This window comes from Mucilaginibacter sp. UYP27 (assembly GCF_040547175.1).
In the GTDB taxonomy this organism is placed as follows: Bacteria; Bacteroidota; Bacteroidia; order Sphingobacteriales; family Sphingobacteriaceae; genus Mucilaginibacter.
The window spans coordinates 215,479-228,447 of the sequence record NZ_JBEPPE010000001.1 but is presented as its reverse complement, the minus strand read 5'-3'; the positions used below and the strand labels follow the sequence as shown (position 1 = coordinate 228,447).

11 protein-coding genes are annotated in these 12,969 nt (G+C 43.9%); 5 read left to right on the top strand and 6 right to left on the bottom strand.

What is annotated here, in order from left to right; translation table 11 throughout:
- Positions 1-261 precede the first annotated feature (261 nt).
- On the top strand, positions 262-1,116 hold the full coding sequence (locus ABIB39_RS00890; protein WP_354426708.1) for a DUF2911 domain-containing protein: 855 nt from the start codon (positions 262-264) through the stop codon (positions 1,114-1,116).
- A 37-nt stretch (positions 1,117-1,153) separates the two neighbouring features.
- Here ABIB39_RS00890 and ABIB39_RS00885 read toward each other — a convergent pair whose 3' ends face one another.
- The 4 genes from ABIB39_RS00885 to ABIB39_RS00870 all read right to left on the bottom strand — a co-directional run bounded on the left by ABIB39_RS00885 (position 1,154) and on the right by ABIB39_RS00870 (position 6,737).
- Positions 1,154-2,095, bottom strand: a complete 942-nt coding sequence (locus tag ABIB39_RS00885) for a cation diffusion facilitator family transporter (RefSeq protein ID WP_354426707.1) — start codon at positions 2,093-2,095, stop codon at positions 1,154-1,156.
- 52 nt (positions 2,096-2,147) lie between these two features.
- Entirely contained in the window at positions 2,148-3,845 is a 1,698-nt protein-coding gene (locus ABIB39_RS00880) for a sodium:solute symporter family protein (protein WP_354426706.1), read from the bottom strand.
- Between the two features lie 111 nt (positions 3,846-3,956).
- Complete coding sequence (locus tag ABIB39_RS00875; RefSeq protein WP_354426705.1) at positions 3,957-4,157, bottom strand: hypothetical protein; 201 nt, start codon at positions 4,155-4,157, stop codon at positions 3,957-3,959.
- A gap of 63 nt (positions 4,158-4,220) precedes the next feature.
- A complete protein-coding gene (locus ABIB39_RS00870) occupies positions 4,221-6,737 on the bottom strand; it encodes a PIG-L family deacetylase (RefSeq protein WP_354426704.1) in 2,517 nt (838 codons plus the stop codon).
- Between the two features lie 174 nt (positions 6,738-6,911).
- Between ABIB39_RS00870 and ABIB39_RS00865 the strand changes: the two genes are divergently transcribed.
- The 4 genes from ABIB39_RS00865 to ABIB39_RS00850 are packed head-to-tail and all read left to right on the top strand — an operon-like array spanning position 6,912 to position 11,530.
- Positions 6,912-7,559: a TetR/AcrR family transcriptional regulator gene (locus ABIB39_RS00865; protein WP_354426703.1), complete on the top strand. Its 648-nt coding sequence runs from the start codon at positions 6,912-6,914 to the stop codon at positions 7,557-7,559.
- Between the two features lie 7 nt (positions 7,560-7,566).
- Positions 7,567-8,907 (top strand): TolC family protein, encoded by a 1,341-nt coding sequence (locus ABIB39_RS00860; RefSeq protein ID WP_354426702.1) that lies wholly within the window; start codon positions 7,567-7,569, stop codon positions 8,905-8,907.
- A gap of 17 nt (positions 8,908-8,924) precedes the next feature.
- Positions 8,925-9,983, top strand: a complete 1,059-nt coding sequence (locus tag ABIB39_RS00855) for an HlyD family secretion protein (RefSeq protein WP_354426701.1) — start codon at positions 8,925-8,927, stop codon at positions 9,981-9,983.
- A 5-nt stretch (positions 9,984-9,988) separates the two neighbouring features.
- On the top strand, positions 9,989-11,530 hold the full coding sequence (locus ABIB39_RS00850; RefSeq protein ID WP_354426700.1) for a DHA2 family efflux MFS transporter permease subunit: 1,542 nt from the start codon (positions 9,989-9,991) through the stop codon (positions 11,528-11,530).
- Positions 11,531-11,747: 217 nt separating this feature from the next.
- Here ABIB39_RS00850 and ABIB39_RS00845 read toward each other — a convergent pair whose 3' ends face one another.
- Both ABIB39_RS00845 and ABIB39_RS00840 read right to left on the bottom strand, forming a co-directional pair.
- A complete protein-coding gene (locus ABIB39_RS00845) occupies positions 11,748-12,332 on the bottom strand; it encodes a carboxymuconolactone decarboxylase family protein (protein WP_354426699.1) in 585 nt (194 codons plus the stop codon).
- Between the two features lie 91 nt (positions 12,333-12,423).
- Entirely contained in the window at positions 12,424-12,969 is a 546-nt protein-coding gene (locus ABIB39_RS00840) for a peroxiredoxin (RefSeq protein ID WP_354426698.1), read from the bottom strand.

The window sequence follows — 12,969 nt, the reverse complement described above, 5'->3', positions numbered from 1 at the left end:
TAATGTAAAAAAGCGCTCTATTGCGTTATAACGACACATTTAAGATAAGTTCAAAATTTTCATGAAGTTTGGTATAGTATTTGTATTAACCCCTGCATACCGGCAATCTTGCCGGTTAATTGTGATAAGGTTTAGGTTGAAAGTCTCCCGACGCAAGGTTGGGAGGCTTTTATTTTTTTATGGGCACCCGTTCAATTTCGCATTAAACCTTTTCACTAAAAATTCATCTTACAATTGCTACCTTAGTGGTAAATTATGCCAATGAAAAAAACGTTAATATACTTATTTACCATGCTAATGGCGTGCGTAACTTTAAATACTTACGCGCAGCAGGAGCCACGTATCCCCGAGGCAAGTTCTACACAAACCATAATACAAGACTTTGGACTTGGTAAAATAACCATCACCTACTCGCGCCCAAACGTTAAGGGGCGCAAGATTTTCGGTGGCATAAACCCATACGGGCAGGTTTGGCGAACAGGTGCTAACTGGGCTACAACCATCACCTTTAGCGAAAACGTTTTGGTAGAAGGTAATAAAGTCCCTGCCGGTACCTATTCCTTATTTAGTATCCCCGAAAAAAATAGCTGGACCATTATCCTCAATAAAACTGTAAAGCAATGGGGCGCTTACACTTACAAGCAGGATGCTGACCTGGTGCGCTTTACTGTAAAACCAATTGATGTTAAAGAGAAACGCGAAAGCTTTACAATGGCGTTTGCTAATTCTACCACCAAAACATCCGATCTTTATATTATTTGGGACCATACCGCGGTGCCTATTCACATGCAAACAGATGATGATGCGCAGATAACCGCTAACATTGATAAGCTGATGCAGGGGGATATAAAAAAGCGCCCATATTTTAATGCTATACAATACTACTACGAAAACGATAAGGATCTTAAAAAAGCCATGCAATGGGCATTAGAAGCCGAAAAGCTGGAGCCAAAGGCACCATGGTTCAAACTTTGGAAGGCACGTGTACAATTAAAAATGGGCAACAAAACTGCTGCCATTGCAACTGCGCAGGAAGGCATAAAATTGGCTAAAGAAAGCAACGATGAAGAGTACGTTCGCCTTAACGAAGCGGTAGTATCACAAGCAAAAGACTAATTAAAACCCCGATATATGGAAGCCTTAAACCAAAAGTTTAAGGCTTTTTTGTTTCAAATAAACTGCTGGGAATGCGCGTATAGGTTTGCGGCTGCACAAACACAAGCTTTATTAACGGGAACGCGGTTTTAATAGCCAGCCGTACCCTTTCAATAGAGGCGGTAATATCTTCGGTATCGATATCCGGACTAAATTCCACGATTAGCAGGAGCACCACGTCATCCGGCGCCTGGTAGGTAGATAACACGTTTATTACTTTAATAACCGCTTCATCCTTTTCGGCAAGCACCCTTATTTTGTGCTGGGTGTTACGGGCTATGCCTTCGCCCATAAGCAGGCTGCGGCTTTCGCGGGCCAAAATGGCCGATACAAATACCAGCAGCAAACCTACCAATACCGATGCGATGCCATCCATATATGGCATGTTGTAGTTGTGGCCTATTAGCATAAAAACAAAAACGATGGCCAGACCTAATACAGCGGCCCCATCCTCAAACAACACTAAAAAGCTCGAGGGATCTTTACTCCTTACAATGGCCGACCACCAGCTTTGCCCGTTACGTACTTTGTTAAATTCTTTTATAGCGATAACCAGCGATACGCCTTCAAATACAAACGATGATGCCAGTACAATGTAGTTCCAGAACGGGTCGCCCAGTTCTTCAGGTTTAACGATGTGATTAATGCCCTGGTAAATGGAGATGCCCCCGCCAAGCCCGAATATCAATATAGATACGATGAACGACCAGAAGTAAAGCTCGCGCCCGTAGCCAAAAGGGTGGCTAACATCCGGCGCTTTGTGGCTGCGTTTAAGGCCGTACAAAAGCAGCACCTGGTTCACGGTATCAACCATGGAGTGGATCCCCTCGGATATCATGGAGGAGCTGTTGGTGAAACCACCCGCAATAAATTTAGTTACAGCAATTAACAGGTTGGCAGCAAGCGCGCTGTAAATAGATGCATTGTTTGTAGCTTTCATACTTGTATACTACTAATGCCAAAAAGCCGGATGTGTTTTGTTTGATATGTTTTTATTGAGCGGTAGCCGGTTTGGCGGCTATCAGCTTATTTAAAATGTAAGCGATAATAATTACCCCAATACAACCAATAGCATTCAACCACAGGTAGGCAACTGTTTCGTAATAACCCATAACACAAATGATTATTTCGGTTATTACGGCAGCGATAAACACCGGCGTGCCCCTGATGCTTTTAAGATAAAAAGCCACGATGAACACCCCAAGGATAGTACCATAGATATAGGATCCCAACTGGTTTACGGCCTCTAACAGGTTGCCAATTTTGCCAGCGTATAAAGCCATGCCAATGCATACCAGGCCCCAAAATACAGTTGCAAGGCGGGATGCGGTAACATAGCTTTGTTCGCTTCCATTAGGTTTTAAGATACGTTTATAGATATCTACAACCGATGTGCAAGCCAGGGCATTCAATCCGCTTGCGGTAGAGCCCATTGATGCCAGGAAGATAATCGCAATAAGTAAGCCTATCAATCCCTTTGGGAGGTATTGCGTAACAAAGGTTAGAAACACGTAATTGGTATCGTTAACGGCCTCGTTCCCACTACTTTTTTTGATGATGTTGATAGCGCTTTTGCGGATGGTATCTGCCTGTGTTTCGGCAAGTTTTAATTCGGCTTTTGTTGAGGCAATTTGCCCGGCATCTTTACTGTCGAATGCTTTTACAAGGGCTTCGGTCTTTTCTTTTTTGTTGGCGAACGCGCCTTCATATTGCTTTTCCAGCTGATTGAACTGCGTGGCATATGTGCTTTTCTTTACCTGTTCTACCTCGTAATTATTAAAGAAAACGGGCGGGCGGTTAAACTGATAAAAGCTAAAAACCAGCACACCTATCAGCAGTATCAAAAACTGCATCGGGATCTTGATCAACCCGTTCATGATGAGCCCAAGCCTGCTTTGCCCTACCGTGCTGCCGGTTAGGTATCGCCCAACCTGGCTTTGGTCTGTACCGAAATAGGAGAGCTGTAAAAAGAAACCACCGATGATCCCGCTCCAGATATTATACCGGTTATTAGCGTCAAATTTCCAGTCGATAACGTTCATGCGGCCCATGTTGCCGGCCAGTTTAATAGCTTTGCCAAAGCCCACATTTTGCGGTAACAGCAACACCACAAAAACACCTGCCAAAAACATCCCCGTAAAAATAATGCTCATTTGCAGCAATTGGGTGTACGACACCGATTTTGCCCCGCCGTAAACGGTATAAAAAAGCACCAATCCCCCTATAAAAAGCGTTGTGTAAGTAGTGTTGATATGCAAAATGCCCGACAGGATAATGGCCGGGGCATAAATGGTTATAGCAGTAGAAAGCCCACGCTGAATTAGGAATAGGATAGAGGTAAGCGCACGGGTCTTTAAATCAAACCGTTGCTCTAAAAACTCGTAAGCGGTATAAACCTTCAGCTTATGAAATATCGGCACAAAGGTGATACACAATACGATCATGGCCAGTGGCAGACCGAAGTAGAATTGCACAAAACGCATCCCGTCGCTGTAAGCTTGCCCGGGGGCGGATAAGAAAGTGATAGCGCTGGCCTGTGTAGCCATAACCGAGAGCCCAACATGGTACCAGGGCAGCGAGCGGTTGCCCAGGTATTGGTCTATATTTTTACTGGTGCCGCTTTTCCATACACCATAAATAACAATGGCGAGCAGCGTTGTGCCCAGTACTATCCAATCGGTTAAGCTCATTCAAAAGATTTAGTGATGAGCCAAAATACCAGGATCAAAAAAACCAGCCATACGATAACAATACCGTAAAACTGGTTCCAGTTTTTTATAAAAGAAGGGAGGTCGGTATTCTCAGACCTTTTCACGGCCTTTCACCAGGAATTTTAAGAAGATAGCCGCGGTTAACAAACCGAAAACACCACCTACAGGGATCCAGATAAAGCCTCTTTCTACAATTGCACCAACAAACATACCGGTTAATAAAGCAACCAGGTAAAATACGTAATCGTAGTTTTTTTCTTCGTGGTGATGTGGGTGTTGATGATGTGACATAGTATTATATTAAAATATGATGCTGCAAATTTATATTATTAAAGTATTGATGCCTAATTCAAATTACTGATTTTTTGGCTTGCTCAATAAATTAACAAACAGGCGGTATGCGCCCGGCACGCCGGCAGGTAATTCCCTAAAGAATGCAAGCGATGTGTAAACAAAACGGCCTTTTCCTAAATTTGTTACAATAAGCGAACCTTTATTAGGCGCCATGCCGGTATCATTCATTTGTAGTGGAGTACTGTACCGGCTATCAATATTATCTGCAAAGTATAAGCCGCGTTCCTGAATCCAGTCGCTGAAATCGGCATCGGTTATTTTGTTAGGGTAATTTAGTACGGGGCTGGTTGGCTCAGCAAAAGTTACTTTAGCATCTTCTTCGGTTACGCGTTGGTTAACTATCGTGAACGGGTATGGGCCAATGTTACGGGTAACCAAACCATTGTTGTTATTGTATTGCACCACCAGGTTGCCGCCGTTTTTAACGTATTCCATCAGCTTAGGCTGCTCGTAGGTAAGGCGCTCGTTTACGTTATAGGCGCGCACCCCGGTTACAATGGCGTCATAAACAGACAGGTCTCCATTGATGATCTCGCTTTCGGTAAGGGTATGGACGTCGTAGCCCACCTCGCGTAAAGATTCGGGGATCAAATCTCCTGCACCGGCAATGTAGCCTATTTTTTTGCCTGCGGTTTTCAGGTCGATGTTTACCAGTTTAGCTTGCGCCGGCGGGAAGATAGTGATGGGCGGCACGTGGTTGTACCTGATATCCAATAAGCCCAGTGAAAATACTTTGCCGTTGACGGTCACGTCAGCTTGTAAAATAGCTGTGTTAGTTTTGCTGTCCGTAGGTGATACGGTAAAAACTACCGTCCATTCATCGCCTTTGTTTTTGGCTGTAAAATCAATTTTCTGCGGACTGATCTTCCACCCCGCAACAGGCTTAAGGGTGATGCTGCCGCTTGCATTGGTAAAGCTTTTTAATTTTACCTGGATAGTTTGCGGCTGCGTATTATTAAAGGCGTAAACCTTTTCGGCAATATTGGCGGTAACAGGTGGGGTGATTTCTAAAGGTTGATAGATTTCGCCACGGGCAGGGTCAACGTATTTATATATCAGTTTACGGTAGTAATTAATAGTCTTCCCGGCAATATTAAAATCAACTCTCACTATTTGCGCGTCCGGGTTTTCCGGGTTGCCAACTTTTAGGTCATCGTTTATTGTATAGCTGCCAATACCATGGGGCGATTCCAGCCAGTAAGGTTGGGTAAGTTTATTAGCTGCAAATTTTTGTGACAGTGTTTTAAGTTGGTTCTTTTTAAACACGCTATCCGCATAGGTGATAAATGTATCCGTTATGGTAATACCAAAGAGTTTTATAGGGACATCGCTGCTGTTAATCCCTTGCAATTGAATTTTCATGGTATCGCCTATAGCATAAGCGGGTTCTGCCGTGTACGCCTCAAACCATAATCCCGCGCATGCTGCAATCAGATCTTTTAACTCTTTGGTCTTTTGTTTGTGCCAATATTCATAAGCGGTTGTTGCACCTTCGGTTAGCCTAACGGTTTGAAAAGCTTTGTTGGTGGCTACGGTTTGGTCAACATCGCCAAGTAAAGCTACTAACGCAGGTACTGACGCCTGAGGTGCATCGCTGTTGAATGCTTTGGTGATGGCCGCAATTTTCTGAGCTATCGGCGTACCGAATGGTGTGCGGGTCCAGGTGGCATCCACGCCATCCAGCAGGTCGGTTTTTGGGGCATCGCCAAGGATGGTTTTGAAATATTCAAAGGCATCGCCGCGTTGCTTGGCCGAGCCAAAGCCCTGCGTTTTATGGTTGCTGCGGCTTTCGGCAGCTATTTCGCCGTAGCTTTTACCTAATGTCGGGTTGTATCCACCAACGTTTATTTTAAACTGATCCGGCGAGGTTGTGTTAACTGAGCCAAAGCTAAAGGTGTTCCATAACAGGCGTTTTGCCTGCCATACGGTTGTATATTTTAGTTGTTCGGGGTAACGTTTTGGGTCGGCTGCCGCGCTAAATGCTTCCTGTGCTAATATGGCCGATGCGGTGTGGTTACCGTGGCCGCCCTCGCCGGTTGTAGGGAAACGGCAGATCATCACATCAGGCCTAAAATTACGGATCACCCAAATCATATCGCCCAGCACTTTATCCTTGTCCCAAAATTTAAGGGTTTCTTCGGGGTTTTTAGAAAAACCGAAATCATTAGCGCGACTAAAAAATTGTTCCGCGCCATCCATGCGGCGGGCAGCTAAAAGTTCCTGCGTGCGGATCAAGCCTAAAAGTTCGCCCTGCTCGGTGCCTATCAGGTTTTGCCCGCCATCGCCACGGGTTAATGATAAATATCCCGTACGGTAATGTTTTTCCTGCGCCAGGTAACCTAATAAGCGTGTGTTCTCGTCATCGGGGTGGGCGGCTATATATAATACGCTGCCCAACACATTCAGTTTTTTTAGGTTTTGCTGGACAGTGCCAATATCTGATGGTGGTGCGGTTTGTGAAAATACTTTAGCGTAAACTAAAAACAGGGCGATGGTAACAGGCAGGATGCGCTTCATAGCCGCAAATATATCTGAAAGAACGCTTTACGCAATAAATGGTGTGATAATTATAGCGTCATAATTACATTTTAGCTTCATTATTTAATCGATTGATTGAAATTACAATTCCATGATAAAACATCCTTTTATTAATCAATCGATTAATTAATTTTGCACGGGACAAAAAAGAAAATGGAAAAGGATAAAACAGATAAAAAAGATCACATACTCGATGTTGCTGAGCGTGTTTTCGCCGAACAGGGGTACGATGGTGCATCCACCCGTATGATATCAGGCGAGGCCGGGGTTAACATGGCTATGCTTAATTATTACTTCGGTTCAAAAGAAGGGGTTTTCCTGGCAATATTTGATCGCAGAATCAGCAACTTTCAATCTGTGTTGCAAAGCATCGGTAACGATGACAGCATCAACTCATGGGAAAAGCTGGACAAATATCTCGATAGCTATATAGATAAGGTGGTAACCAATAACTGCTTCCACGTTATGCTGAACCGCGAAATATCCAAGGCAAAAAAAAGTGACCTCACCGACCAGATCACGGATATTATGATGAAAAACGTAAATGTTTTTTTAGACATTATAGCCGGTGGGATCAAAAAAGGCGACTTTAATAAGGAGGCAGATCAGCAGCTATTGGTAGCTACCATATTCGGTACCAAAAACTACATTGTAAATACGCCGCATATCTCTTCAAAAGTATTAGGCTATGATGTGCTGGATGTTAAAGTACAGAACGATCTGCTTAAACCCCGGTTTAAGAAATACATGAAAACACTGTTAAAAGCTTACTTGCAAAATGAAAATGACAACAATAAATAATATACCCTTGAAACCCTCACCACTAAACAAAGCCCTAAAGGCCGCGGGTAGTTTAGCGTTGCTGCTTTTAGCATTGCTAATTACCAACCCCGCCGCCGCGCAAGACAAAATCCTAACGCTTGAGGAAGCCCTTAAACTGGGAATTGATAACAGTAAAGTGCTTAAACTTTCGCAATCGCGGATAGACCAGGCGGTGTCACGATACCAACAGGCTAAAGACCGCTCGTTGCCTACAGGTAGTGCCAGTTTTGGTTACAACCGCGCACAGATCCCCGCCAATAAGTTAAACCTTGGCGAAGAGAGCTTAACATTGCCAACAAGTGCTAACGCTTACCTGGGTATCTTATCGTTAAACCAGGTAATATTTTCAGGTAACAAGTTAAAGTATGCCCGCGAGTCAACCAATTTACTAAGCGAAGTTGCCCGCCTGGATGCTGTTAATGATAAAGACCAGATAGCGTACAACATTATCGACTCGTACTACAACCTGTACAAGGTGCTGCAAAGCAAAAAAGTGGTTGACCAGAATTTGGCTACCATTGATGCGCAGATAAAACAATCGCAACGCTTTTTTGACCAGGGTTTGGTTACCAAAAATGATGTGCTTCGGTTCCAGTTACAACGCTCGAACATCGAGTTGAACGGCATCGACCTGGAAAACAACCGCCGCATTATCAACTATAACATGAATATCCTTTTAGGATTGCCGGAAACCACCCAGTTAGGTATCGCGCAGATTGTTGAAGCCGACAGGAACGCCTTGCCGCTAACCAGCTACCTGGATTCGGCCATGACCAACCGCCCCGAGTTTAAACAGTTAGACCTGCGTACGCAGGTTGCCGATATCAACATCAAAAACATCAAGGCAAACACAACGCCAACGCTTTCGGCATCGGGCAGTGCTTATTATGTAGGTGTATCTGCAAACCCACTGCCTAAAAGCGGTAACTACATCACCCCAATATCTATCGGCTTAACGTTAGGCTGGGATTTCGGCAGCCTTTGGACAAATAAGAACAAGGTTAACGAAGCTAAATTACAGCGCGAAGAAGTGATCATAAACCGCGGCATCACTATGGATAACGTAAAGAACGAGGTTAACCAAAGCTACCAGAACTACAAGGCTGCTTTAGATAAAATAACCCTGCTGCAAACATCCATTAACCAGGCTAACGAGAACAACAGGATCCTGGAATCGAAATACAAAAGCAATATATCATCGGCTACAGATCGTGCCGATGCGCAAACCCTGCTTTACCAGGCCGAGATCAACTTGGAGTTGGCTAAAGCCGATGCGGGATTAGCATACTACACATTATTAAAATCAACAGGAAAACTTAACAAATAATTACAATATACAAAGCGATGGCAAAGGAAACACAAGAAACAGAACAACCTAAAAAGAAAAGTAAGGTACTTCCTATCATATTAGGGGTGGTTCTTTTAGGGGGTATCATATTCGGCGTAAAAGAATATATATACTTCAGCAAACACGTTGATACTGATGATGCGCAGATAGATGGCGACATAAGCCCGGTTGTGGCACGTGTTGGCGGCTATGTTGACAGCATTATGTTCGAAGAAAATACGCACGTTAACAAAAACCAGCTACTGGTTAAAATTGACGAACGCGATTACAAAGTGAAATTAGAGCAGGCACAAGCAGCACAAGTTGGTGCAAGCGCTAACATTAATGTTGGCGAATCTCAAATCTCTACCACTGCCGCAAACTCATCAAGCGCTAAAGCTGATGTAGCATCTGCAAAGGCACGTTTAGATAAAGTGCGTAAAGATTACGACCGTTACGCCAACCTGGTGCAGGATGGATCGGTAACGCGCCAGCAATTTGACCAGGCCAAGGCCGATCTGGAAGTTGCACAGGCAAACTACAATGCATCGCGCGATAAATACAAAGCCGCGATAGAGCAGATAGCTACCAGCCGCAGTTTGTTAAAGGTTACCAATACAGGTGTAAGCCAAAAACAAGTGGACATCGATTACGCGAAACTACAGTTGAGCTATACCGATGTAAAATCCCCGGCAAGTGGTATGGTAGCTAAAAAGAATGTACAGGTAGGCCAGTTGGTACAGGCAGGGCAAACTTTATTTTCGGTAGTGAACGATAACAGTATTTACATTACCGCAAACTTTAAAGAAACCCAATTAAACGATATTAAGAACGGTTTAAAAGTTGACCTTAAGGTTGATGCTTACCCAAGTTTAAAAATTGAAGGTACAGTTTACAATTTTTCGCCTGCTACAGGTGCAAAATTCTCTTTACTGCCACCAGATAATGCTACCGGTAACTTTGTTAAGGTTGTACAACGTATCCCTGTTAAGATCAAGATCACAGGCAGCAAAGAAGATATAGCGAAACTACGCCCGGGTATGAGCGTTGACGTTTCGGTAATTACAAAAGACTAAATAACATGGCTGAAACTGGCTTTAAAAAATGGATAATTACCATAACGGTAATTATGGCATCGTTGCTTGAGCTTATCGATACCACCATTGTAAACGTAGCTATACCGCACATACAGGGTAACCTGGGCGCAACTTTAGAGGATATTGCCTGGGTGGTTACCGGTTATGCCGTGGCAAACGTAATTATCCTTCCAATGTCGGGATGGCTTGGTGGCCGATTTGGCCGCAAGCAGTATTTCCTTACGTCTATTATTGTATTTACGATAGCCTCATTCTTGTGTGGTAATGCAACCACGCTTGATGAACTGGTGATCTTCCGGATCCTGCAGGGCATCGCGGGTGGTGGTTTAATATCTACGGGCCAAACTATTCTGATAGAGACCTGGCCCCGCGAGCAGATTGGTACTGCTACAGCACTATTTGGTTTAGGCGCGGTGGTAGGCCCAACTGTAGGCCCAACCATTGGTGGCTGGATAACCGAGAACTACTCATGGCCGTGGATTTTTTATGTGAACTTACCGGTAGGCGCACTTGCGGCGTTCCTGGCTTATACGTTTATTAATGAAACGCCAAAGGCTGAGAAGAAGCCCATCGATTGGTGGGGCATTGGCTTGCTTGCGGTTGCCGTAGGTAGTTTACAAACCATCCTTGAAAAAGGTGAATCGGAAGATTGGTTTGCTACTACTTATATTACTGTGCTTACTGTTTGTGCTGTTTTGGGTACCCTGCTGTTTATATGGCGGGAAATGAGTACCGAACATCCTATTGTAAACTTCAGCATAATGCGGCACCGTAGTTTCGCGGTAGGTATGTTCACTTCGTTTATACTTGGGTTTGGGTTATACGGTTCGGTGTTTGTGTTCCCGGTATTCTGTCAGAACCTGCTTGGCTTTAACGCCCAGCAAACGGGCGAGTTATTGTTCCCCGGCGGTTTGTGTACAATATTTATGATGCCATTTATAGGTAAGATGCTTAACAAAGGCATCCCCGCACAATTTATGGCAACGCTTGGTATGTTCCTTTTCTTTGTGTTTACCTGGATGCTAAGCAATTCTACCCTGGCAACCGGCGAAAATGATGTGTTGATACCGCTATTGATCCGAGGTGTAGGTATGGCCTTATTATTTGTGCCTTTAACTACGCTTGCCATGGCCGACCTTAAAGGACCCGAACTTGGGCAGGGATCTGGCTTGAACAACATGATGCGCCAGTTGGGCGGGTCGTTTGGTATCGCTGCTTTAACAACCATCATACACATTCGCCAGGGCTTGCACCGGAGTATATTAATAGAACATATTAACCCATATAACCCTGCATTTACCGAAAGGATGCACATGCTTACCCAGGGGTTTCTATCCCGCGGTAAATCTGTACTTGATGCTACCCACATGGCTTACGCAGCTATTGAAGGCACGGTGATAAGGCAAACCATGTTGTTAAGTTATGACGATGCTTATTGGATCTCTGGTCTGGTGATGCTCTTCTCGATACCGTTACTATACCTGCAGCCCTTTAAAAAGCTAAAGGCAGTAGCAGACTCTCACTAAAAAAACAAAGCCATTCTGTTCTTACGAACGGAATGGCTTTTCCAAAAAATCAACAATTAAATTTGTATTCCTCCCTGGTACCGGTAATATTATAAGCTATAAAATTATGATGATAACAGGGGTTCGTAATAATCTAAGGCTTAAAATTAAGGGTTTTAAATTAACAAACCCAAACATTGCCGGATATTATTTATACAAACCGAAAATTTCTGCTTTTTTAGAAAATAATTTTCCCGGTAGCTGTTACCAATGATGCTATTCTCACGGCATCAAAAATGCGCTCTTCGGTAGTGCCAAGTTTTATTAACGAATCTTCGTGCGCGTTCACACACATTTCGCAGCCGTTAACGGCCGATATGGCAAGGCTCATCAATTCAAAAAACTCTTTCCCGGTTACAGGTTTCATCATCAGCTGCATGCGGATGCGCGCCGGGATCTGGGTGTATTTTTCCTTCTGGGTAAAATGCCTGAAACGGTAAAAAATATTGTTTGATGCCAATAACGATGCACAGCCCACAGCTTCTGCCACATCGGCATCGGTAGCTTCGGCTTGTTTGGCAATATTGGTGTAATACGCGATCAGCGGCGCATTCTGGTTATTAACGGCAGTGCTTAAACCCAACAAAGCGCATTCTTTAGCGCTTAAATGCTCGGATGTAAGTGTGCTGGTAAAATTCAGTTTCAGATCGCGCAGGTAGCGTGATTCGCCTGCCTCTAACAGGCTGATGGCGGGGGTGCGGTATGTTTTGTCAAGGCCGGTTGTTTCCAACAGTTCCTGAACTATTTCGGTGCTTTCGCTCATGGGTAGATATACAGATGTGTAAATGTGCAGATTTCAGATGTGCAGATGATAAGAATTTGACATCTGCACATCTGAAATTTGCACATTAAAATTATGCAGTTAAAGTTTCCTGGCCTTTTTCCCAGTTGCAAGGGCAAAGTTCGTCGGTTTGTAAACCATCAAGTACGCGTAAAACTTCTTTAACGTTACGGCCCACATTAAGGTCATTAACACATACCCAACGGATAACACCTGTAGGGTCGATAATGAAAGTAGCACGGTAAGCGATTTTTTCGTTTGGCTCTAAAATGCCAAGGTCTTCTGCTAATGATTTTGAAGTATCAGCCAACATCGGGAACTTAAGGTCGCGAAGGTCATCGTGGTGGGTTCTCCAGGCAGCGTGTACAAACTCGCTATCGGTTGATGCACCAATTAAACGGGTTTCGCGATCGCGGAATTCACCAAAGTTTTTGTTGAACTCGGCAATCTCTGTAGGGCATACAAAAGTGAAATCTTTTGGCCACCAGAACATTACGGTCCAAACGTTATCATCATTAACAAGATAGTCTGAAGTTAATGTTTCAAACTCTTTGCCTTTTTCAAGACTTGTTACGGCTGTTTTAGAAAATTGAGGGAATTTTTGTCCTATCGTTAACAT

What these genes read in the sequence shown, in the direction of transcription:
- ABIB39_RS00865 (WP_354426703.1), top strand. Translation starts at nt 6,912, where the DNA reads ATGGAAAAGGATAAAACAGATAAAAAAGATCACATACTCGATGTTGCT.
- ABIB39_RS00880 (WP_354426706.1), bottom strand. Translation starts at nt 3,845, where the DNA reads ATGAGCTTAACCGATTGGATAGTACTGGGCACAACGCTGCTCGCCATT.
- ABIB39_RS00885 (WP_354426707.1), bottom strand. Translation starts at nt 2,095, where the DNA reads ATGAAAGCTACAAACAATGCATCTATTTACAGCGCGCTTGCTGCCAAC.
- ABIB39_RS00875 (WP_354426705.1), bottom strand. Translation starts at nt 4,157, where the DNA reads ATGTCACATCATCAACACCCACATCACCACGAAGAAAAAAACTACGAT.
- ABIB39_RS00870 (WP_354426704.1), bottom strand. Translation starts at nt 6,737, where the DNA reads ATGAAGCGCATCCTGCCTGTTACCATCGCCCTGTTTTTAGTTTACGCT.
- ABIB39_RS00850 (WP_354426700.1), top strand. Translation starts at nt 9,989, where the DNA reads ATGGCTGAAACTGGCTTTAAAAAATGGATAATTACCATAACGGTAATT.
- ABIB39_RS00840 (WP_354426698.1), bottom strand. Translation starts at nt 12,969, where the DNA reads ATGTTAACGATAGGACAAAAATTCCCTCAATTTTCTAAAACAGCCGTA.
- ABIB39_RS00890 (WP_354426708.1), top strand. Translation starts at nt 262, where the DNA reads ATGAAAAAAACGTTAATATACTTATTTACCATGCTAATGGCGTGCGTA.
- ABIB39_RS00855 (WP_354426701.1), top strand. Translation starts at nt 8,925, where the DNA reads ATGGCAAAGGAAACACAAGAAACAGAACAACCTAAAAAGAAAAGTAAG.
- ABIB39_RS00845 (WP_354426699.1), bottom strand. Translation starts at nt 12,332, where the DNA reads ATGAGCGAAAGCACCGAAATAGTTCAGGAACTGTTGGAAACAACCGGC.